Origin of the sequence: Acidithiobacillus ferridurans (genome assembly GCF_003966655.1) — a bacterium.
GTDB lineage: Bacteria > Pseudomonadota > Gammaproteobacteria > Acidithiobacillales > Acidithiobacillaceae > Acidithiobacillus > Acidithiobacillus ferridurans.
On sequence record NZ_AP018795.1, the window covers coordinates 1492871 to 1513033 of the forward strand.

The 20163-nt window shown below is 55.8% G+C and carries 25 protein-coding genes and 1 tRNA gene; 9 read left to right on the top strand and 17 right to left on the bottom strand.

Going from position 1 to position 20163, the window contains the following annotated elements; genetic code table 11:
* Positions 1-2 precede the first annotated feature (2 nt).
* The 3 genes from trpC to AFERRID_RS07715 all read left to right on the top strand — a co-directional run bounded on the left by trpC (position 3) and on the right by AFERRID_RS07715 (position 1789).
* Positions 3-794 (top strand): indole-3-glycerol phosphate synthase TrpC, encoded by a 792-nt coding sequence (trpC, locus tag AFERRID_RS07705; protein ID WP_113527139.1) that lies wholly within the window; start codon positions 3-5, stop codon positions 792-794.
* 70 nt (positions 795-864) lie between these two features.
* Positions 865-1290, top strand: coding sequence for an OsmC family protein (locus AFERRID_RS07710; protein ID WP_009567144.1), 426 nt, complete (start codon positions 865-867; stop codon positions 1288-1290).
* A gap of 10 nt (positions 1291-1300) precedes the next feature.
* Positions 1301-1789: an RrF2 family transcriptional regulator gene (locus AFERRID_RS07715; protein ID WP_113527138.1), complete on the top strand. Its 489-nt coding sequence runs from the start codon at positions 1301-1303 to the stop codon at positions 1787-1789.
* A 4-nt stretch (positions 1790-1793) separates the two neighbouring features.
* Here the strand turns inward: AFERRID_RS07715 and coq7 are convergent, their stop codons facing one another.
* Positions 1794-2420, bottom strand: coding sequence for a 2-polyprenyl-3-methyl-6-methoxy-1,4-benzoquinone monooxygenase (gene coq7, locus AFERRID_RS07720; RefSeq protein ID WP_126604765.1), 627 nt, complete (start codon positions 2418-2420; stop codon positions 1794-1796).
* 51 nt (positions 2421-2471) lie between these two features.
* Here coq7 and AFERRID_RS07725 point away from each other — a divergent pair, with 51 nt between their 5' ends.
* From AFERRID_RS07725 to AFERRID_RS07750, 6 genes are all read left to right on the top strand, one after another.
* Positions 2472-2810, top strand: coding sequence for a (2Fe-2S) ferredoxin domain-containing protein (locus AFERRID_RS07725; protein ID WP_225981871.1), 339 nt, complete (start codon positions 2472-2474; stop codon positions 2808-2810).
* Entirely contained in the window at positions 2810-3538 is a 729-nt protein-coding gene (locus tag AFERRID_RS07730; protein WP_126604766.1) for an alpha/beta hydrolase, read from the top strand. The genes AFERRID_RS07725 and AFERRID_RS07730 overlap by 1 nt, the downstream gene beginning before the upstream one ends.
* Positions 3519-4448 (top strand): ATP-binding cassette domain-containing protein, encoded by a 930-nt coding sequence (locus AFERRID_RS07735; protein WP_126604767.1) that lies wholly within the window; start codon positions 3519-3521, stop codon positions 4446-4448. Before AFERRID_RS07730 ends, AFERRID_RS07735 begins: the two co-directional genes overlap by 20 nt.
* On the top strand, positions 4448-5224 hold the full coding sequence (locus tag AFERRID_RS07740) for an ABC transporter permease (RefSeq protein ID WP_126604768.1): 777 nt from the start codon (positions 4448-4450) through the stop codon (positions 5222-5224). The genes AFERRID_RS07735 and AFERRID_RS07740 overlap by 1 nt, the downstream gene beginning before the upstream one ends.
* Positions 5225-5293: 69 nt before the next feature.
* A tRNA-Met gene (locus tag AFERRID_RS07745) sits at positions 5294-5370 on the top strand.
* Positions 5371-5557: 187 nt separating this feature from the next.
* A complete protein-coding gene (locus AFERRID_RS07750) occupies positions 5558-5911 on the top strand; it encodes a YbjQ family protein (RefSeq protein ID WP_126604769.1) in 354 nt (117 codons plus the stop codon).
* A 391-nt stretch (positions 5912-6302) separates the two neighbouring features.
* On the opposite strand, the gene AFERRID_RS15165 is transcribed toward AFERRID_RS07750, so the two are convergent.
* The 16 genes from AFERRID_RS15165 to AFERRID_RS07830 all read right to left on the bottom strand — a co-directional run bounded on the left by AFERRID_RS15165 (position 6303) and on the right by AFERRID_RS07830 (position 19869).
* Positions 6303-6479 carry a hypothetical protein gene (locus tag AFERRID_RS15165; protein WP_172959352.1) on the bottom strand — a complete coding sequence of 59 codons (177 nt, stop codon included), beginning with the start codon at positions 6477-6479 and terminating at the stop codon, positions 6303-6305.
* A 21-nt stretch (positions 6480-6500) separates the two neighbouring features.
* Positions 6501-6857 (bottom strand): HVO_A0114 family putative DNA-binding protein, encoded by a 357-nt coding sequence (locus AFERRID_RS07755; protein ID WP_126604770.1) that lies wholly within the window; start codon positions 6855-6857, stop codon positions 6501-6503.
* Positions 6839-7126, bottom strand: coding sequence for a toxin-antitoxin system TumE family protein (locus AFERRID_RS07760; protein ID WP_126604771.1), 288 nt, complete (start codon positions 7124-7126; stop codon positions 6839-6841). The genes AFERRID_RS07755 and AFERRID_RS07760 overlap by 19 nt, the downstream gene beginning before the upstream one ends.
* Positions 7127-7717: 591 nt before the next feature.
* Positions 7718-8599, bottom strand: coding sequence for a glutathione-dependent disulfide-bond oxidoreductase (gene yghU / locus AFERRID_RS07765; RefSeq protein WP_054609019.1), 882 nt, complete (start codon positions 8597-8599; stop codon positions 7718-7720).
* A 301-nt stretch (positions 8600-8900) separates the two neighbouring features.
* Complete coding sequence (locus AFERRID_RS07770; protein WP_010642615.1) at positions 8901-9260, bottom strand: HigA family addiction module antitoxin; 360 nt, start codon at positions 9258-9260, stop codon at positions 8901-8903.
* Between the two features lie 16 nt (positions 9261-9276).
* On the bottom strand, positions 9277-9558 hold the full coding sequence (locus AFERRID_RS07775) for a type II toxin-antitoxin system RelE/ParE family toxin (protein ID WP_126604773.1): 282 nt from the start codon (positions 9556-9558) through the stop codon (positions 9277-9279).
* A gap of 638 nt (positions 9559-10196) precedes the next feature.
* Entirely contained in the window at positions 10197-11159 is a 963-nt protein-coding gene (locus AFERRID_RS07785; RefSeq protein ID WP_172959354.1) for a carbon-nitrogen hydrolase family protein, read from the bottom strand.
* Positions 11160-11636: 477 nt separating this feature from the next.
* Positions 11637-14705 carry a type I restriction endonuclease subunit R gene (locus AFERRID_RS07790; protein ID WP_126604776.1) on the bottom strand — a complete coding sequence of 1023 codons (3069 nt, stop codon included), beginning with the start codon at positions 14703-14705 and terminating at the stop codon, positions 11637-11639.
* Positions 14702-15490 (bottom strand): hypothetical protein, encoded by a 789-nt coding sequence (locus AFERRID_RS07795; RefSeq protein ID WP_126604778.1) that lies wholly within the window; start codon positions 15488-15490, stop codon positions 14702-14704. The genes AFERRID_RS07790 and AFERRID_RS07795 overlap by 4 nt, the downstream gene beginning before the upstream one ends.
* Positions 15491-15493: 3 nt before the next feature.
* Positions 15494-16807 carry a restriction endonuclease subunit S gene (locus AFERRID_RS07800; RefSeq protein ID WP_126604779.1) on the bottom strand — a complete coding sequence of 438 codons (1314 nt, stop codon included), beginning with the start codon at positions 16805-16807 and terminating at the stop codon, positions 15494-15496.
* On the bottom strand, positions 16804-17013 hold the full coding sequence (locus AFERRID_RS07805; RefSeq protein ID WP_225981870.1) for a DUF4926 domain-containing protein: 210 nt from the start codon (positions 17011-17013) through the stop codon (positions 16804-16806). The genes AFERRID_RS07800 and AFERRID_RS07805 overlap by 4 nt, the downstream gene beginning before the upstream one ends.
* 58 nt (positions 17014-17071) lie before the next feature.
* Positions 17072-17326: a hypothetical protein gene (locus tag AFERRID_RS07810; protein ID WP_126604785.1), complete on the bottom strand. Its 255-nt coding sequence runs from the start codon at positions 17324-17326 to the stop codon at positions 17072-17074.
* A 92-nt stretch (positions 17327-17418) separates the two neighbouring features.
* Positions 17419-17634, bottom strand: a complete 216-nt coding sequence (locus AFERRID_RS07815) for a hypothetical protein (RefSeq protein ID WP_126604787.1) — start codon at positions 17632-17634, stop codon at positions 17419-17421.
* Between the two features lie 42 nt (positions 17635-17676).
* Positions 17677-18015: a BrnA antitoxin family protein gene (locus AFERRID_RS07820; RefSeq protein WP_126604788.1), complete on the bottom strand. Its 339-nt coding sequence runs from the start codon at positions 18013-18015 to the stop codon at positions 17677-17679.
* On the bottom strand, positions 17972-18247 hold the full coding sequence (locus AFERRID_RS07825) for a BrnT family toxin (protein ID WP_126604790.1): 276 nt from the start codon (positions 18245-18247) through the stop codon (positions 17972-17974). The genes AFERRID_RS07820 and AFERRID_RS07825 overlap by 44 nt, the downstream gene beginning before the upstream one ends.
* 44 nt (positions 18248-18291) lie before the next feature.
* A complete protein-coding gene (locus AFERRID_RS07830) occupies positions 18292-19869 on the bottom strand; it encodes a class I SAM-dependent DNA methyltransferase (protein WP_126604792.1) in 1578 nt (525 codons plus the stop codon).
* Between the last annotated feature and the right edge of the window lie 294 nt (positions 19870-20163).

The window sequence follows — 20163 nt, forward strand, 5'->3', positions numbered from 1 at the left end:
ACATGACCGACATACTTCAGGAAATCATTGCCCATAAGCGGGAGGAACTGGTGGAGCGCCAAACCCGCCTGGGCCTTGCGGAGTTGCAGGCGGCAGTGGCCCTGACGGCACCGCCGCGCAACTTCGTCGGCGCCATTCGGGCCAGAATGGCCCAGGGACAGCCCGCAGTGATCGCCGAAATCAAAAAGGCATCGCCCTCGGCGGGGGTAATCCGCGAAGACTTCAACCCGGTGACCATTGCCCAAGACTACGCCGCCCATGGTGCAGCCTGCTTGTCGGTGCTGACCGATGAACACTATTTTCAGGGCGCCGACCTCTATCTCGCCGCCGCCCGTGAGGCCTGCCCACTGCCCGTGCTGCGCAAGGATTTCTGCATCGATCCCTATCAGGTCTGGGAGGCACGGGCCATTGGGGCCGACGCCATCCTGCTCATCGTTGCGGCCCTGAGCGATGCGGAGCTGCAGAGTCTGGAGACAACGGCGCAGAGCCTGGGCCTGGCGGTGCTGGTGGAGGTGCATGATGCAGCCGAGTTACAGCGCGCGTTAAAATTGCGGACCCCACTGATCGGCATCAATAACCGGGACCTGCGGCGTTTTGTCACCGAGATTGAAACCACGCTGAAACTGCTCCCGGAGATTCCCCGAGAGCGGATCGTCGTCACCGAAAGCGGCATCCGCAGCCGGGAGGAGGTAGCCACCCTGCGCGCGGCGGGAGTCGGTGCCTTTCTCGTTGGCGAGGCATTTATGCGCACTGCCCAGCCGGGAGACGCCCTGCAACACCTGTTTTTTGACTAAACGCAGTTTACACGGCTAGTTGATTGTCATTAAATGGGAATCGGTGGTGTCCGGGAATAGGGAGCGAAGAGTGGAAGCACGCGTACAATGGATGGGTCCTGGGCAGATGAGCTTCGTTGCCGACGCCGACAGTGGCCATGCCTTGGTCATGGATGGCGCCGCCGAGATCGGCGGACGTAATCTCGGCCCGCGCCCCATGGAGCTCCTGCTGATGGGTCTGGGCGGATGCTCCAGTATCGATGTGGTGATGATCCTTCAGAAGTCCCGGCAGGATATCCGCAGCTGTGTGGTGGAGTTGGCGGCCCAGCGGGCGGAGCAGGACCCGAAGGTGTTCACCGGGATTCATCTGCATTTTGTGGTATCCGGCAAGGCGCTTGATCCCAAGCGGGTAAGCCACGCCATCGGCCTATCCGCAGAAAAATATTGCTCGGCCAGCATCATGTTGGGCAAAACTGCGGCGATCACCCACGACTATGAGATTCGAGAAGAATGCTGAGGATGCCTCCATGCTACTGAGTAAAACCAGCGAATACGCCTTACAGGCCCTGATCTACCTCGCGGCACAGCCATCCGGGCAGCCGGTGCTGAGTCGGGACATATCCGATTACCTACACGTCCCGGCCCAGTATCTGGCGAAGATCCTGCAGGATCTGGCCAAGCGCGGGGTGCTCGATTCCTTCAAGGGCCGCGGCGGCGGCTTTGTCCTGCGCCCCGGAGCAGGACAGATGAACATCCTCGACATCATCGAGATCGTGGAAGGGCAGGCGTTTGGTCAGGGCTGCGTACTCGGCCTCAAGGCGTGCGCGGATGAAACCGCCTGCCCCGTGCATACCCAGTGGAAGCCGCTCAAGGCCGAGGTGATCGACCTGCTCGGCAGACAGACCATCGCCAGCATGGCGGAGGCCGTAATGGCCGGTCGTTACCGCATCCACTTGGCGGGTGGGGACCACTTGCATATCCGCCCGGCGCCGACATCCGGCAGTGATTTTTCCTGAGCCGTCAGACCCACAGCGCCCCCCGCGTCAGAACCTTGGAAAAAACCCCCATCGCCAGGCGGATGGGCATGGGGAGTTTTTCCGCGCCCAGTTCTTCCGCTTTTGCGGCATGCCCGACTTCGTCATCGCGCATCTGCGCCACGATGGCGCGACTGCGGCCATCGTCGGCAGGGAGTTCATCCAGATGGCTGTTGAGATGTTCTTCCACCTGATTTTCTACCGCAACGACCAGGCCAAGATTGCTGGCGCGGCCACGCCGGGCGGCGAGAAAACCCATGCTCCAGCCCGCGCCGTACCAGAGCGGAGCGAGCAGACTCGGGCGGCTGTCCAACTCCCTCAGGCGGGCTTCACACCAGCGCAGATGGTCTTCTTCCTCGGTGCGCGCGCGCTGTAGTTGCTCCTGTAATTCAGGGTCATCGGTGCCGGTTGCCTGGCCGGTATAGAGTGCCTGCGCCATGATCTCACCCGCATGGTTGACCCGCATCATGCGCCCGGCCCGCTGTCGCTCCCAGGGGCGCAGGAGGGTATCGGGAATATCCCTGGCCGGATAGGGTCGATCACTGCCCACCTGCTGTCCGGTCAGGGTACGCAAGGCGTTATCGATATTGGCAATGACTTGATCGCTGAACATGACACCTCCGCACGCTGTCAGTAAGGGTTAATTAGGGTATGATGTCCTTCTATGGATAGAGGGTCAACGCTTATGGAAGGTGCTTTTTATCAACGGCATCTGTTCGTTTGCCTGAATCAGCGCGAGAACGGTGAGCGTGCCTGCAATAACAGCGGCATTGCCGAAGAGGTGTTTCATGTGGCTAAGCAGCACGCCAAAGCGCTCGGCATTCACGGTAAAAAACAGGTACGCGTCAACCGCTGCGGCTGTCTGGGGCGCTGTGATGAGGGCCCGGTTGCCGTAGTCTACCCAGACGCCGTCTGGTACACCTACGTGGATGCCGACGATATTCGCGAGATCGTCGAGTCTCACCTGCGCGACGGCATACCCGTCGAACGGTTGCGGATCTGATGCTGCCTATCGACCGGAGTCACCTCTATGACGGCGGCGAACTGGCCAGCCTGGAATGTGTAGGCCAGCGGGTCATCATTCCGGGTCCGGCGGGTCCGCTGGAAGGCATTACCGATTGCCCCGACAAAGAGACGCGCGGCGCGGTGGCGGTCATTCTCCATCCGCACCCCCTTTATGGCGGCACACTCCACAACAAGGTAGTGCATTATCTGAGCAGGACCTGCAATCAATTGGGTATCCCCTCGCTACGTTTCAATTTTCGCGGAGTCGGCGAGAGCGGCGGCGTCTATGATGATGGTCGTGGTGAAACCGAGGATTGCCTGGCGGTGCTCGACTGGGTGCAGGAGCGCCGCCCCGGTTTCGACATCTGGCTGGCCGGATTTTCCTTCGGAGCCTATGTGGCCTACCGCAGCGTGCATCGCCATCCGCGCATCCGCCGTCTGCTGACCGTCGCCCCGCCCGTCAATCTTTTTGATTTCACGGTGCTGCCGGCACCTTCCTGCCCGTGGACCCTGATTCAGGGCGAACTGGACGAACTGGTGCCCGCCACGAGCGTAGAAAACTGGGTTGATACACTGCCCGTCCAGCCCAGGCAAATTTTGCTTCCCGCGGACCACTTCTTTCATGGTCAGCTCAATGCGCTGCGAGCGGCACTGTTGGCGTCCCTCAGTGAAGAAGCAAGCGAGATGGGAGTCAGCAGCCCCTGTCGTGAAGCCAGCTTTTCTTGAACTACGGGCGCTGCATAAGCGCTATGGCGGGCGCGAGGTGCTGCGCGGGGTAGACCTCGCCGTCGCCGCCGGAGAATGCTTCGCCCTGGTCGGCCCCAACGGGGCGGGTAAAAGCACTACGGTACGGGCGATCCAGGGGCTGACGCCCACCGATGGCGGAGAGGTTCGCATCGATGGCCGGACGCTCGCGGAAATGGGGCGCACGGCGCGGACAGGCATGGGGGTGGTGCCCCAGACCGACAACTTGGACCCCGATTTTACCGTTCAGGAAAACCTCTGGACCTACGGCCGCTACTTCGGCCTGCCGAAAGCGCTGATTCGCCAGCGCAGCGCCGAGTTACTGGAGTTCATGGCCCTCAGCGGCTACGCCGCGCAACCGATCCACTCTTTGTCAGGCGGCATGCAACGCCGCCTGACCATTGCCCGCGCCCTGATCAACGCCCCCAAGTTGTTGCTGCTGGACGAGCCCACCACCGGACTCGACCCCCAGGCCCGCCATCTCATCTGGCAGCGTCTGCGCGAATTGCGGCGACAGGGCACCACCCTGCTCCTGACCACGCATTATATGGATGAAGCGGAACGTCTGGCGGATCGGGTCGGGATCATCGACCATGGCCGGATTCTGGCGGAAGACAGTCCACGCGGGCTGATCGCCACCCATATCCCCGGGGGCGTCGTCGAATTGCGCCGGGTGGACGGTGAGCCGCCGGACCCGCAGGATCTGCATCGCCAGTGGGTGAGCCTCAGTGAGCGCGTGGGCGACACCCTGATCTGCTACGGGTCGGATCTAAGTCCGCTGCTGGCGCACTTTGGCGATGATCCGGCCTATCGCTGGATACAGCGTCCCGCCAGTCTGGAGGATGTGTTCCTGCGCCTGACGGGACGCGATCTGCGGGAGGAAACCGAATAATGCCGATACGCGACGCCTTGCCAGGGGCTGGGGCGCTGGCTGTCCTGCAGCGCAACTTCGGTGTCTGGCGCAAGTTGCTGGTGCCGAGCCTGCTTGGCAACTTCGGCGACCCGCTTCTTTACCTGCTGGCGCTGGGTTACGGTCTGGGGCACTTCGTCGGGCGGATGGACGGAATGCCCTATATCACCTTCATCGCCTCCGGCATCGTCGCCAGCAGCGTGATGAACACCGCCAGCTTCGAGGGCCTATATTCGGCCTTTACCCGGATGAGCGCCCAGCACACTTACGCAGCGATGCTGGCCACTCCCTTGCGGGTCAGCGACATCCTCGCCGGTGAGGTGGCCTGGTGCGCCGTCAAAGGCCTGATCAGTGCCGTGGCCATTATCATCGTCGCCAGCCTTTTTGGCGCCATACAGGGCCCCTGGGTGATCCTGGCGCTGCCGGTCATTTTGCTCGCGGGGCTGAGCTTCGGCGGGGTGGCGCTGGTCATCACGGCACTGGCACGCAGTTATGATTTCTTCATGTATTATTTCACTCTGGCGGTGACGCCGATGTTTCTCTTTTGCGGCGTTTTCTACCCCATCCAATCGCTGCCGCCCTTCGCTCAGGACATTGCCGGGGTGCTGCCGCTGACCCATGCGGTGGCCCTGCTGCGACCGCTGCTGACCGGGCATCTGCCCCATGAGGTGCTGTACCACACGGGCGTGCTGCTGCTGTACACCCTGGTGGCCTATGTGCTTGGGTGGCGTCTGCTCAGTCGCCGGTTGCTGCGCTGACGATGAATGGGCGAATTGCCGCGTCGCTCTTGACAGGCACGCAGGTTAGGGCTTTAATTTGCGCCTCACGGCGCTTTAGCTCAGCTGGTTAGAGCAGCGGAATCATAATCCGCGTGTCCGGGGTTCGAGTCCCTGAAGCGCCACCAAATAAATCAACCACTTGGCTTAAATTGCTAGGTGGTTTTTTGCGTCCAAGCTTAACTTCGCCAATGGCAGGCCAGACCCCTTGCAAAGATGTCTCTGGCATCCATCAGAGGCAAAGACATTGCCGCCGTTGTAAGGGATATGGAAGCCCTACAGAACCATTTTCACAGGGAATCTTGAGGCGTTAAAATGACCAACGTAGCCAACCCCGTCCTCATCCTCACCATCAACGACTGCCCCGGCATGCGCGTGGTCCGGGTCATTGGGCCGGTCTACGGCACGGGTGTCCGATCCCGCAACATCATCGGTAATCTTCTCGGTGGTGTCCGTGCCATCTTTGGCGGCAAGCAGGCGGGGTATCTCAAGATGATTGCCCAGACCCGCGATGATGCGCTGGAACAACTGGCCGAGCATGCTCGATCCTTGGGGGCCAATGCGATTCTTGGCATGCGCTTCGATTCCGGTGAGTTTGACGCTGGGCAGGGGCAGGCCATGAATGAGGTCACGGCTTATGGAACGGCGGTGGTGGTGGAACCTCAGTAACCGGCCATTTCCCGATGTCTATAGAGCTTTTTTCAATTATCTCACTGATATAACGTCTGGCTACGTCGACCAGAAATAACTGTATGGGTGTTGCAAGCGTAAACAGACATTCCCACTGGGAACAGGAACGAGTAGTACCGGCCAAGAGCTGTCGGTCGAGGCTGCTTGTTGAAGGGCAGGTACAGACTGATACTACTCGTTCGCAACTTGGAGGTGAATGGCCGCTCCCGCTGCGATCCTGTCATTATGTGGTGCATATTGATTGCTCAACGTGCAAGATCGCCCCGCAGGCGGCTCAGCCAGACACCCTGACCAGCGGCGATTTAACGCAAGCGCGGTACGCGCCACACTCCGATTTACCCGCAAAAACCACCGCCTTGCAGACGGCTCGTTACTGTGTAATACCTTTGATGAGATCCTTTACCTTCGTTTCCGCATCAGCTAACGATGTATGATCGCTGAGGAATCCATAGGGACCAAAAATTTCCCAATGAATCCGCCCATCCTTTTCAATGACCTCTTGGATTTGATAAGGATCGGTTGTCTGTACAATCTTGCGCCGTGTCATATTCCTTTCTCCAGCACCGCGTTATCCCGCCTTGCGCAAGTGCATATCCAGATGAATGTCGGTGAACGGGCAGCACACCCCGCCGTTGGCCGTGCGTTCTATCAGTCCGAGTTCGGCGAGTACCCGCACGTCATCGTGTACGCGACGCACATCCCGGCCTACCCGCCGGGCCAGCTCCCGGATGGACACTTCCCCTGCACTCATGATCTGGCGCACCAGAGACCATCGCAGCGCAGTCAGTCGGCCCAGGAACACATCCGGCGATTCAAAGTTCAGGGTTTCCCCCTGGTAGGTTTCAGCCTGCGCGGCTTTACCGGCAGCGCGTAGGGCTGCTTTCCAGTCCGGTTGTACGGTAATGGTCAGTGTTCGCATTTCCATTGTTCCACCTCCGCGATGAAATCCTCCATCAACTGTTCCACACTGGTGAACGTATATTCATTTTCCTCGCCGGTGACGTGACGATGGTCGCCCTTGCCGGGCTCGTTGTCATAGCCGATGACCCTTGTGCCGTTGACCACGTAGACCAGCCGGTACTTGAAGCAGTGCCCACATGGCAGCACAGGCTTCGGTACGCGCCACACCACCATCTCCATGAGATCGCCATTCGGCGCAACATCCTTGAAGCTGGTGATCAGGGTAGCTTTCATGGAGGCTATCATGTAATCCCGTGGTAATGATGTCAATAATGACAACACGCATGATCATGGTTCCAGGCCGTTGCGGTACATATGGAATGCACGGAAGATAGCTATCTTCCGCTGCTGCCGCGACCTGATCCATTGGTCACGCCTTGGGTGAAACGACACCCCTCGTTTGACCGCTTTATGGCCGCCGTTTAGCCACTTACAAGGATGGCCTTGCTCGCGGCGGCAGGTGGGTAAAGTACAAGAAAAAAGGCTATATGCAAAATCTGGTTGGAAACCTATGTCCTCGGTGTCCAAAACCCTGACAATACTTGCTGCGCCATGGGTTGGAAGATGAATGTCTGTGAGGAGTGTGTGCGGAAGCTTTCTGGTTGGAGGGAGATGGTGTACAGTTTATGAAACTTTTACCTAGACTCTCTCCGGTTAGATATCTCCTGTAGAGTTTTTTACCGAAGGGCTGGTCCAGACTGGAAGCGGACATTCATTATCCATGATCACAATTGCAGAATTTAGTTTTTTTCATGACAGAAGAAACTCGTCACTAACCCCCCAAAGGAACGAGGTTTGCTTCAGTATGAATGGCCACGCCTTTGATTATGGCTTGGCATTTACGAGCTTATCTTGCGTGCGTAGATCAAAGTCACTCGCATCATGGCGTTCATGCAACTGGCTGGAAAGTTCGCCAACGATACGGTTGACTTTGATCCCGCGTTGTACCTCAGGGCGGGCGTAGATGTTGTCTGTCCAGCGCCGAACATTCGGGTAGTCCTTCACCGAAAGAAACTCCGCAGCATCGTACAGCCAGCCTTTAACCAAACCACCATACCAAGGCCAGATGGCCATATCAGCAATCGTATATTCGCTACCTACTATATATTCATTTTCCGAGAGCCGTTTATCGAGCACATCAAGTTGTCGCTTGGCTTCCATAGCAAAACGATTGATTGCATATTCAATCTTTTCTGGGGCATAGGCGTAGAAATGACCGAATCCGCCACCCAGGTAAGGGGCGCTCCCCATCTGCCAGAATAGCCATGATAGGCACTCGGCGCGCCTACTTGGATCGGTAGGCAGGAACGCCGCAAATTTCTGTGCTAAATACAGCATGATCGCACCAGACTCAAAAACCCGAATAGGCTGTGAACCGCTGTGATCCACGAGAGCTGGGATCTTGGAGTTCGGATTCACTGCTACAAAACCACTTCCAAATTGATCCCCGTCACGGATACTGATTAGCCACGCGTCGTATTCTGCACCGATATGACCCTGTGCTAACAACTCTTCTAGCAGGATTGTTACTTTTTGGCCATTGGGCGTCGCCAGAGAGTACAGTTGCAATGGGTGATGACCGACGGGGAGTTTTTTATCGTGGGTTGGTCCTGAAACGGGACGGTTGAGAAGCGTGAAGGCACTAGCTGCTTCAGTCTTGTTCCAGACCCAAATCTTAGGGGGCACGTAGTCCGTTGAATTGGTCATGAATGATTCTCCTTGGATTGAACCAGGTTACAATTTAACCATACTCGGTCATCACAACAATCGGTTCAATGCAACCCATGCCCATCAAACTGACAGGTTGCCGCATCTCGCCTTTGACGTGCTCAAATTTGGCAACCATTCTTCTCTACTCAATCCCTTGTGTAAATTGAATTCAAGTTTCCAGAACATGATGATCAGTCCGCTGGACGACCGCTTACGCTGCAATATAGCCTTTCAGCCCACCTGCCACAGAGTGTGGCAAACTCAACCTGCCGGAGTCGTTACCAGCGGATTCTGGTCGTTACGCCGCATGAACGTCGTATCGTTGAATCTTATTGAGAACTGCCTGCATGGCGTGGCGCGTCACGGCGAGATCGTAATCGGTTTGCAGGCCCACCCAGAAACCGTCGCTCATCCCGAAAAACCGGGACAGCCGCAGCCCGGTATCCGGGGTAACGGCCCGCTTTCCCATCACGATCTCCCCGATACGGCGCTGCGGGACGCCGATTTCCTTGGCTAGACGGTACTGGGTGATGCCCATCGGCTTCAGAAAGTCTTCCAGCAAGATCTCGCCGGGGTGAATGGGGGCAGACCGACCTTCGCGCAGATTCGCCACATCGGAAAAATCCATCTTTTCGATCTCGTCCACACGAATGCTCACGATATACCTCCATCCATCAGTGATAATCCACGATCTCCACGTCCCAGGCGTTGCTGTCGCGCCATACGAAGCAAATCCGCCACTGGTCATTGATGCGCATGCTCCATTGGCCGCTCCGATCGCCGGAGAGCTTCTCCAGGCGGTTGCCTGGTGGTACAGCCAGATCTTCGATCCGGCCGGCGCGATGCAACTGTGCCAGTTTCCGCTGCGCCATCCGCAATAATTCCGCTCCAAAGCGGCGCACTTTCAGGCCAGCGAAGACTGCGGCGGTTTGCTTGTCCGCAAAGCTCATGATCATCGGTGAATGCTAACGCGATCCGATAGTAGCGTCAAATAACGGTGTCTGTTAGTCCCGCACTTCTCAGTTTCCATACTGGATCGCAGGAAACAACGCCGTCTGATGGCTCGCCCAGACTGATTGCAGACATTTGCCCTTTAACGTTGAAGCTGGGCCGCGAGTAGCGGCTTGCCGACGTGAGTCGGCTCAAGCGACTGGTTGGACGAAGCCTCACTTTTGAAAGTAGTTCTCTGGCCAAAGCCTTTCTGGAAGATACCTTCGGATCATGTCCGCTTGCGATTGATATCCCCTCGCCTCAAGTTCTCGCACGAAATGTGGCCACGGTGGAATGTTGCTCATGTAATGAGTCACCCGCTCCCGTGTACATGCCGCCTCCAACACCGGTGTAAAGACCTCCACCCACGCCCGTGTAAAGGCCACCTCCGACACCCGTGTAGGCGCCACCGCCAACTCCCGTATACATCCCACCACCTACTCCGGTATAGGCGCCGCCGCCAACCCCGGTGTATTGATTCCGGGGCCATACATTCACTGTCATGTCGTGTCCTTTCCTAGGCTTGAGGGCCTAACGCTCGCCATAACCGGCGGGCAAAAGCAGAGCGAAGCGGCGCTTTTGCCCGTCCGCGTTGATGGCGTTGTTAGGGTGCGACACTTTTCGCACTCCTACTAACCGACAAAGCACGCTCTTTTCTCCGAATATTAGTTGCATAGCTTTTCTCACCCCATTTCTGGGTCAGCGGCCAGATAAAAGCGTACCAAGGCACGGGAATGCCCCATATTTTCCCATATCGCCTTGGCTTGTTTTTTCGTTCGACACTATGTCCAAGATGAACATCGGCCAGGATAATGCCTTCCTCGTCGCCAAGCTCTGCTTTTACCGCGCCATCGTAATCAACGATCGACGACAACCCTGGAAAACTGCTTTTCAAATACGGCAGGTTTCCGGGAAGATCGGTTTCCAAAGGGCCGACTCTATTTGCCATGACTACAGGCACCCCAAGGGTTTTTGCAAATATCGCCCGGCCATTAATCAGCATGTCCTCGAACCTCTTGACGTCTCCCGGAATAAACGGTTTTGGTCTACCTGCAGCAGCGGGTGATAACGCTAGATCGACATTTTCGCCATGAAGAAAACACATCTGGTCGTAAAGAAGATTCTCGTAGCAGATACCCACGCCAATTCGGCCAATCTCTGTTTCAATAACGTGGGGATCAGAACCGGCCTTGTAAAAATAGGCCTCTATCGAGGCCGGTGGGTTTTTGCGCACTCTACCAATGAGCTTACCTTCAGGGCTGGCTAGCACGAATGAGTTATAAAAATCCTCACCTTCGGCCTCCAAGAAACTAAAGCCAAGGTAAATTCTAAAGCGTTTGGCGGTGCTTAATAGCCATTTAACTGAATGGCCATCAATGGTTTCTGCCGAGTTCCATATTTCCTCTGTTGCCATGTATCCGCTGGGCATCAATTCAGGCATCAGAACAAGTGTAGCGCCCTGTTCTGCTGCACTTGCGACCATGGCCTCAGCATGCGCCAAGTTATGGGCTACTTCTCCGGGGCGGCAATTCATTTGCACTGCGGCGATTCGAATTTTTGTTGGCATAGCAGAATCCATGGCTCTCTTTCACCCTAACGTGAATTCAACTGCACCGGGTTTGCAGCATAACACCCGACATTGCCGTATAACATTTCCGGATCTCCTCGGCTACAACCGTCCTACTTTTTTGATTCTACACCAATCCGCCCGAATTTGAACGACCGCATCCGCTGCATTCCTGTCGTTCGTAGCAGCAGGGCGAATGGCGGCGGCGGGTCGAATGATGTCATTCTGCTGCAGAGTGACCACTTCCAGTCTTAACTCGTTATTGGTGCTTTCGGAATGTGCATGGAAGTAAAAAATATTACGTTATTTACGCATGCCCCACAAAGCCAGAAGAGGCACGGGCATACGATTGGCCGCTTGAAACGGGACTGTCTACTATTGCCAAATATTCCAGGCTGACTTTACGAGTTCCTGTAGATAATCCAGCATTAAAATGGCGCGATGGGCAGTATCGGGGGTGAGTTCGCCTTTTGCCGATTACCCCACCAACCCCTCAGCCTGCTCAATAACCATATTCACCGCCCCTTCCTGCATATCAGGCGGATAGCCGTGTTTCCGTAAGACTCGTTTCACCATGCGCCGCAGATGCGCCCGCGCCTGTTCGCGGATGGACCAGTCGATGCGGGTGTTCTGGCGCACGGTATCGGCCACTTCCTTGGCGATGATTTTCAGGGCCTCGTCGCCCATGGCCTGCACGGCGGAATCGTTGGTCGCCAGGGCATCGTAAAAGGCCGCTTCGTCCTTGCTGAGGCCCAGCGCCGCATGACGCTGATCCAGCGCCTGCAAGGCTTTGGCCAGTTCGATGAGTTCCTGCATGACCTCGACGGTATCCACTGAGCGGTTGTGGTACTTGCGCAGGGCTTCTTCCAGCTTTTCCGAGAAGGCTTTACTCTGGATCAGGTTGCCCTTGCCTTCCTTGCGTACCGTGTCTTGCAGCAGACGGCGCAGCATTTCCAGCGCCAGATTCTTTTCGGGCATGGCCTCGATCTGGTGGATGAATGTATCGGACAGCAGGGATATTTCGCTTTTGGGCAGGCCCGCCACCGCATACAGGTCCACCACGCCTTCCGGGGCGATGGACTGGTCGATGAGTTGGCGGATGGCATATTCCTGTTCTTCCACCAGGGATTCGGCTTCGCTGGTCTTGTCCAGGGTGGCGCGGACACTCAGGAAGAAAACGATCTCGGTCCGGCAGCGTTCCACGATGTCGTCACCGGCGGCCAGGGTCGCCGCTTTCTTGAGGCCGGAGGTGGCGTTGCGAAAACGGCGCTTGAGGCCGTCTTCCGTGAGTTCCTGGGACAGAATGAATTCAGTGGCCTTGCGCAGGGTGGCCACCTTTTCGGACCCGTCGCCGGTCAGATAATCCTGATAGTCCAACCCATGGAAAATACTGCGGCAAATATCCAGCTTTTCCAGCAGCACCTTGATGGCTTCCTGCACGGTTTCCGCCGGATTGCCCTTGCCGCCGGAACGGGTGTAGGTGGCGATGGCGTTTTTCAGGTCCTGGGCGATGCCGATGTAGTCCACCACCAGTCCGCCGGACTTGTTGGTGAATACCCGGTTGACGCGCGCGATGGCCTGCATGAGCGTGTGCCCGCGCATGGGCTTGTCCACGTACAGCGTATTCAGGGCCGGGGCGTCGAAGCCGGTCAGCCACATATCGCGCACGATGACCATTTCCAGCGGGTCTTCGGGGTCTTTCAGGCGGTCGGCAATGGCTTCATTGCCCGCCTTGCTGCGGATGTGCGGCTTCCATTCGATGGGATCGCTGGCGGAACCGGTCATGACCACCTTGATACCGCCTTGCGCGTCATCCTCATTGTGCCAGTCGGGGCGCAGGGCGATGATGGCATCATAGAGTTCCACGGCAATGCGGCGGCTCATGGCGACGATCATGGCCTTGCCGGACAGGATGCTTTTCCGCTTTTCCCAGTGCTCCAGCAGATCGGCGGCAATCTGTTCCACCCGCTTCGGCGCACCCACTAGGGCTTCCAGTTGCGCCCAGCGGGTTTTCAGGCGTTCGCGGTTTTCCTGCTCGTCGTCTTCGGTGATTTCCTCAAAGGTGCTGTCGATGACCGGGCGCTGGTCTTCCGGCAGATTGAGGCGCACCAGTCGGCTTTCGTAATAAATTGGGACGGTTGCCCCATCTTCCACAGCCCGTTGGATGTCGTAGATGTCGATGTAATCCCCAAAGACGACCCGCGTATCCCGGTCATCCAGTTCCAGCGGGGTGCCCGTAAAGGCCACAAAGGTGGCGTTGGGCAAGGCCGCCCGCAGGTTGGCGGCGTACCCATCCAGAATCTCGTACTGGCTGCGCTGGGCCTCGTCCACCATGACGATGATGTTCTTTCGGTCGGACAGCACGGGATGTGCCGTCAAGGCATCGTTACGGTCTTTCTGGAACTTCTGGATGGTGCTGAAGAGGACGCCACCGGAAGCCCTTTGCAGCAGTTCCCGCAGATCACTGACGCTGTCGGCCTGTTGCGGGTCTTGCCGCAAGAGTTGCTTGCCCGCCGCAAAGGTATCGAACAACTGGGTGTCCAGGTTCGTGCGGTCGGTGAGCATGAGAATCGTGGGGTTTTCCAGGGCGGGATGTTGAATCAGCATTCCGGCGAAAAAGAGCATGGTGAGGCTCTTGCCGGACCCCTGGGTATGCCAGACCACACCACCCCGGCGGTCGCCGCCCATGCCTGCCGCTGCAAGGGTCGTCAGCAGGGCCTTTTGGGCGGCATGGAACTGATGATAGGCGGCGATCTTCTTGCTGAGCGTGCGGCCATCGTCGCTGAAGGCGATGAAATAGCGGATCAAGTCCAGAAAGCGGCTGGGTTCAAAAACCCCGTGAATCAGAAAGCGTAGCGGGTCATCCCCGCCTTGCATGAGTTCCTGCCCGTCGATGGTTTTCCACGGCAGGAAGCGTTCATAGGGGGCACCCAGACAGCCCACGGCGGCCTTGAGGCCATCGCTGATGGCCAGCACGGCGTTGTAGGCCATGAGGTTCGGGATATCGGCCTGATAGGTCTGTAGCTGATTCCATGCCTTGCGGATGGTGGCGTTGGCGTCCACCATGTTTTTGAGTTCAAAGAGGCCCAGCGGCAGGCCATTCAGGAAGACCACCAAGTCAGCCCGGCGATTCACCCGGTCATGGATGACGGTATATTGGTTCACGACCAAAAAATCGTTCTTTTCGGGATGGTCGTAGTCGAGCAGGCGGACGATGCTGCCGCGTTCTTCGCCGTCCACCATAAAGGCCACCCTGACCCCTTCCACGAGCATCTGCTGAAAGAGGCTGTTCTCGGTCATGAGTCCACCCACGGCGATGGCCTGCACCTGGCGCAGGGCTTCCTCGCGGATGTCCTTGGGGGCTTCTGGATTCAGACGATGGATGGCGGTGCTCAGGCGTTCCAGTAACAGGGGGTTTTCATAATCTGCCCGTTCGGGATGGTCGCTGTCAGGGCCGATGTCGGGGCCAAAGGCGTAGGTGTAGCCCATTTCTTTGAATAGGGCGATGGCGTGGTGTTCGATGGTGGATTCGTTGAGGGGGGTCATGTGGACTGCCCATTTTCCGGTGGCGAAGAAAGATTGAGGAACTCGGCGGAATAATTAGCGTCTTCAGGCGGAAGCGGCCATATTGGCTTAGACGGGTCCAGTCCGAGCCTAAACTCAACAGGTGGGGTGAGAGGGCGATTGAGCCGCCACTGATTCTTGCCGTCGCCGGCCAATGAAGGGTCCCGATAGCCTTTTGCAACTATGGAATGGAAAGTTTCCTTAGAAAACATACTTCCATATTCACAAATAATAAAATATGCATCGTTGACAACTTGGCTTGGTTCCATTCCAAAAAACAAACCACCATTTTCATCTAGCATATTCAGCGGCGGAATGTGTGATACAAATTTATTTTCCTCATTGGGTGGAAGGACATGTGTGACCATAAAATCTTTGGTGATTCGCCGATTATGTATATCGTTGATATGAAAACGCATGTTTATGGCCGGTCCAAGGCCCTTGTTACATACAAGAAACTCAATGTGAGGAGGGATTCCCGGGCCATGATTTGAACTTGGCGCCCCCATAGTTATGGCTTTGTTGAAATCTATAACATTGCTATCCTGCGTGATTGGAAAGCATAGTGGACGCAGTCGCTCTTTATGCTGTCTTTCGCTTTGCTGTATCAGGGCGTCGTTCTTTTTGGAAAGTGCTCTGTTTTGCTTGACAATTTCCTGATTATAGTTCGCCAGCCTTTTTGTCTGGTAAGCCATCCATGCTGTAACACAAACCAAACAAAATGTTACGAAAGCTGAGATGAACATAAGTATAGATGATAACGACATAGGCTACCCGGCACCATCATCTAGGCCAGGGACACGAATTTCACCAGATATGAGTTTAGGTAAAATGGCGTCGCGAAGACCGGATGTTTTAATAGCACATTCATATAAGGAATCGGTGGAATGTTTCATAAAATCGTGGATAGAACTAAAAACGTCTATTATTACTTTTGGCGGAATGACAGAAGGTATAGCTGCAAAATCGTCATAAGAGAGAGATTGTCGAACACTACCACTTGAAAAATTGGCAATCCACTGTTTGGTGGTTGCTAGGCGTAGGTATAATTTTATAAATTGTTGGTACCCTTCGACAGGACGGAAAACAACATAGACTGGGCTTGCCGCACCAAGAAAATGTGATTCAAGCATGCCTATTGATCCAATATTTATGCGAGAAGGGTTATAGGCAAAATCATACCACTCGACGGCCAGATAATTCTTTATGTCTTTGCTGTATACCCGTTTGGTGAAGTAATCGTCCGATATAGCAAGACGACCTTCGGTGACCGCTGACAGAACTTTGGCATCGCGGTTACCGATCCGTGCCGATCGCCGTGAACAAATATTGCCTAGCGAGCCGTCAACCCACCCTTCAGGAATTTCCCCCAATTCCGAGTCCACCAGCCGATTCGGGAACAGGTCCAGAATTTCCGGCGTGAGCTTCAGCCGTTTGCAGATGCTTTCTGGCGATTCCCCGGCCATCTTGGCGCGTACCGGATCGAAGTCCACGAACCACGACTGGAAGATGGCCTGCGCCATGGCCTCCAAGGTTTTCGCCGTCTTGCGGTTGTTCTCGATCTTGTCGTCAAGGGTGCCCAGAATGTTGGCGATGCGAGACATTTCAGATTTGTCATCAAACACGTATATCGGCATTTCTCTTAGAGAACCTAAGGGGACATACTGCTGTGTCGTGCCTCTGGAAATTTCCCTAAGATAATTTTGCGCGAAATCTGTACGAAGGTAATAGTAAAGCCATTTTCCGTCAGCTTCACTACGTGATTTGAAAAGACCAACATTCTTTATTGCAAAATGTGGTTCATTTTTAACTAAAGCAACCTCACCGATTGTGCCAATCATCGAAATCAACACATCCCATTGATTAACCTTGCTTCGCTTTACTATTTCATAATAATCATCCTCAGCTACTTGATAGCAAGCATTTATTTCTATCTGCCCTGACTTTAGGTGTTTCGATGTTACAAGGGGAAACCCTATATCTACGGGTTTGGGTGAATCATGGGTACCATCACGAACGGAAAGGCAGTAATCCTTCGCTTTAACACATTTAAGTTCAGGACTATTCTTTGACAGATTACTCACGCCACCCTCACATGCGGTACATCCCTTGCCGAGACGGGGCGGATTTCATCCTCTGCCAAGGTCAGCACCCCTAATGGATCACCGGCCAGAGTAGTAAACTCAACCTCAAAGGCTTTGCCGCCCTCATCGATGAACACCACGGACCCTACATCACCTTTCACCAGATCCTCATTGGGTCGGTTTTTCAGCAGGATGACGATGTCCAATCCCTGAATCAAGACATTGCCTGACGAAATATTGCTGGATGGGCTTTCATCCAGGTGCCTATGATTTACCCAAGGCATCAATAGCATTCTGTAATGTAAGACTTGCGCGGTCGTAGATGTCCAGTAAACCCTCATCCTCTTTAAACATCGCCAAGTGGTCTGTATGACGCATTACCTTCAAGTATTGCAGCCGTTCTCTTAGAGCCTCGATGGTCATATTTGTTGTATCTTCAAGAGCTTCCATGCAATCAATCAATTCCGCCCTGTTGGCGATGGTGTTTTCTTTGCAGCATTCCGGTAGTGATTCATTCATAGCGGCATCCTCAGCGGTCAAGTGAAAGCTACAGTTCTAACCCAATTATCTATTCATTTTTACACATCTCATCTTCCAGCCTGCGTCGTGGCTCAATCCTCAGATTCTGCACCCAGTTGAAGATACACCACAGACTCACCCTCGACATCCACGGCGATGATTTTGCCTTCCATCAGGGCGTTCAATTCCTTGGACGTTATGCGGATGAGTTCACCGCTACCCCATCGCTGCCCAAATACCGTATCCCCATCCAGAGGGTCCATGACCTCGTTGACAATCGCTACCCCACGGGTACGGTCCACGCTCATGATACCCCCTTAAATGACCTCACGGTCAGATCACTAGCCGCTTTAGTCCGTATGGTGCAATTCTTCCCGAACCACTTTGCGCACGGCATCCAGCAGGGATTCCCGTTCCATGGATTCCCGCAAAGTGCGGTTAATCAAAGTTTGATAACCACGACGCCCCGCCTTTCGGCGAAAGTAGTCGAGAACATCTGGGTCAATCAGCATGTTGACCTGTTTTTTACGTAAATGCTCACGAAAAGCGGCTTGGCCTTGTTCGCTATTTATGGATTCACCGCCCTTCAGCCAGCGGCCTTCCAGGTGATCCAGTTCTTTGCCGGTTAATTCCTCTGCGTCGTCTTCATCTAGCCAGGCGTTCGCGGTAGGTTTCGATTTCACGGTCATTACATTTCCTCATTGAAATAATCCGCCGGGTATCCCCTCTTTGAGTGTACACCACGGCAACCATTCGATTTTTCAGGAATCCGATACAAACGGTACGCGCTTCGCCATAGTCCTTGCGCGTATCGGGAAACTCAAAGGTGACATCGGCAAACACTTCTACACAATCTGCAAAGTCCAGTTCCCGGTGAGCGAGGGTGGTCTGCCGTTTTTCTTCATCCCAATCCAGCTTCATATTGATTATTATGTTGATGTCCTGTTTCGTCAAGGTGAGAAGGTTTAGATGTCGTACCCCAACAATCCGAGATTCTTCCGCATTTCCTCTTCCAGCCGCCGCCCTTCCGCCAACTGTTCCGATAGGTCTTTGGTCAGCCGTGCCATCTTTTCTTCAAAGGGTTCACCGTCGTCATCCATGGCCGCTGCCCCCACATAGCGGCCCGGCGTCAGGACGTGGCCATTCTTGCGGATGTTATCCAGGCTGGCCGCCTTGCAGAATCCGGGAATATCCGCGTATTCCCCGTCCCCATCACCCCGCCAGTTATGGTAAGTATCGGCAATCTTCTGAATGTCCGCATCGCTCAGTTCCCGATGGGTGCGGTCGGCCATGAAACCCATGTTGCGGGCGTCGATAAACAGCACTTCGCCGCTGCGTTCAAACAGTTCCTTGCCCGCCATGCCGCGTCCGTCATCGCGGTTCTTCGCCAGAAACCACAGGCAGACGGGAATCTGGGTGCTGTAGAAGAGCTGACCGGGCAGGGCCACCATGCAGTCCACCAGATCGGCCTCGATGAGGTTCTTGCGGATTTCGCCCTCGCCGCTGGTATTGGATGACATGGAACCGTTCGCCAGCACAAAGCCTGCAATGCCGTAAGGCGCCAGGTGGTGGACCATGTGCTGCACCCAGGCGAAGTTGGCGTTGCCGGTAGGCGGTATCCCATACTGCCAGCGTTTGTCATCCCGCAGCAGGTCGCCGCCCCAATCGGATATGTTGAAGGGCGGGTTGGCAAGGATGTAGTCCGCCCGCAGATCGGGATGCAGGTCTTTATGGAAGGTGTCCGCCGCTTCCGGTCCCAGGTCGGCCTCAATGCCGCGAATGGCGAGATTCATGAGGGCCAGCTTCCAGGTGTTGGGGTTGGATTCTTCCCCATAGACGCTGATGTCGCCCACCTTGCCGCCATGGGCTTCGATAAACTTTTCCGACTGGACAAACATGCCGCCGGACCCGCAACAAGGGTCATAGATGCGTCCCTTGTACGGGGCCAGCATGGTGACCAGGGTTCTGACCACCGATGCCGGGGTGTAGAACTCGCCACCGCGTTTACCTTCCGCACTGGCGAATCGACCCAGAAAATACTCGTAGACGCGGCCCAGGGTATCGCGGGCCTGATGTTCCGCCGTACCCAGCCCAATGGTGCCGATGAGGTCCACCAGTTCCCCCAGGCGGCGCTGATCCAGGGTGGGACGGGCGTAGCCCTTGGGCAGGATGTTTTTCAGATGGGGGTTTTCCCGCTCGATCTCGGTCATGGCATCGTCGATGCGCTGGCCGATGTCGGGCTGCTTGGCGGCGGCCTGCACCCTGTCCCAACGGCCCGACAAGGGTACCCAGAACACGCCTTCCGCCGTGTATTCGTCGCGGTCTTCGGCTGCGTAAGTCCCCGCCTCTTCCCGGATGATTTCCGCATGCCTTTGGGCAAAGCGGTCCGAAATGTACTTCAGGAAGATGAGGCCCAGCACCACATGCTTGTAGTCGGCGGCGTCCAGATGGCCACGCAACTTGTCGGCGGTGGCCCAGAGCTTGGATTCGAGGCTTTGATGACTGGTGTCTTCGGTCTTCTTCTTGGCTGGTCCGCGCGGCATGGTGTCCCCTTTTGATTCTTTGGGTGGTTATAGCACAGAACCCCCTCATCGTCAGGATTGGGAAGCGCCAAAAGGGGTACCAATAACACCACGAGGAGCGTCATGGCAGGATCCCATGACGAGCATCACGATCAGTGAACCCAGCAGCATGGCCCGCTTCGCGGGACATAGGGCAGCGCCGCGGTCACGGTGGGTTTCAATCACTTTCCCTCCCCAGCGGAAAGTTTGCCCTTGGTCACTGCCGGACTGTGATCCGGAGTCTGCCCCCAAGGGGGGATTTCCGGAAATGTCCCG

Bases quoted from the DNA above. Each gene is read 5' to 3' on its own strand.
- AFERRID_RS07775 (WP_126604773.1), bottom strand. From the start codon at position 9,558: ATGATCATGAGCTTTGCGGACAAGCAAACCGCCGCAGTCTTCGCTGGC.
- AFERRID_RS07810 (WP_126604785.1), bottom strand. From the start codon at position 17,326: ATGAATGAATCACTACCGGAATGCTGCAAAGAAAACACCATCGCCAAC.
- AFERRID_RS07825 (WP_126604790.1), bottom strand. From the start codon at position 18,247: ATGAAGCTGGATTGGGATGAAGAAAAACGGCAGACCACCCTCGCTCAC.
- AFERRID_RS07785 (WP_172959354.1), bottom strand. From the start codon at position 11,159: ATGCCAACAAAAATTCGAATCGCCGCAGTGCAAATGAATTGCCGCCCC.
- AFERRID_RS07750 (WP_126604769.1), top strand. From the start codon at position 5,558: ATGACCAACGTAGCCAACCCCGTCCTCATCCTCACCATCAACGACTGC.
- trpC (WP_113527139.1), top strand. From the start codon at position 3: ATGACCGACATACTTCAGGAAATCATTGCCCATAAGCGGGAGGAACTG.
- AFERRID_RS07760 (WP_126604771.1), bottom strand. From the start codon at position 7,126: ATGAAAGCTACCCTGATCACCAGCTTCAAGGATGTTGCGCCGAATGGC.
- AFERRID_RS07730 (WP_126604766.1), top strand. From the start codon at position 2,810: ATGCTGCCTATCGACCGGAGTCACCTCTATGACGGCGGCGAACTGGCC.
- AFERRID_RS07755 (WP_126604770.1), bottom strand. From the start codon at position 6,857: ATGGAAATGCGAACACTGACCATTACCGTACAACCGGACTGGAAAGCA.
- AFERRID_RS15165 (WP_172959352.1), bottom strand. From the start codon at position 6,479: ATGACACGGCGCAAGATTGTACAGACAACCGATCCTTATCAAATCCAA.
- AFERRID_RS07725 (WP_225981871.1), top strand. From the start codon at position 2,472: ATGGATAGAGGGTCAACGCTTATGGAAGGTGCTTTTTATCAACGGCAT.
- AFERRID_RS07830 (WP_126604792.1), bottom strand. From the start codon at position 19,869: ATGCCGCGCGGACCAGCCAAGAAGAAGACCGAAGACACCAGTCATCAA.
- AFERRID_RS07740 (WP_126604768.1), top strand. From the start codon at position 4,448: ATGCCGATACGCGACGCCTTGCCAGGGGCTGGGGCGCTGGCTGTCCTG.
- AFERRID_RS07815 (WP_126604787.1), bottom strand. From the start codon at position 17,634: ATGAGCGTGGACCGTACCCGTGGGGTAGCGATTGTCAACGAGGTCATG.
- AFERRID_RS07715 (WP_113527138.1), top strand. From the start codon at position 1,301: ATGCTACTGAGTAAAACCAGCGAATACGCCTTACAGGCCCTGATCTAC.
- AFERRID_RS07795 (WP_126604778.1), bottom strand. From the start codon at position 15,490: ATGTCGTTATCATCTATACTTATGTTCATCTCAGCTTTCGTAACATTT.
- coq7 (WP_126604765.1), bottom strand. From the start codon at position 2,420: ATGTTCAGCGATCAAGTCATTGCCAATATCGATAACGCCTTGCGTACC.
- AFERRID_RS07820 (WP_126604788.1), bottom strand. From the start codon at position 18,015: ATGACCGTGAAATCGAAACCTACCGCGAACGCCTGGCTAGATGAAGAC.
- AFERRID_RS07790 (WP_126604776.1), bottom strand. From the start codon at position 14,705: ATGACCCCCCTCAACGAATCCACCATCGAACACCACGCCATCGCCCTA.
- yghU (WP_054609019.1), bottom strand. From the start codon at position 8,599: ATGACCAATTCAACGGACTACGTGCCCCCTAAGATTTGGGTCTGGAAC.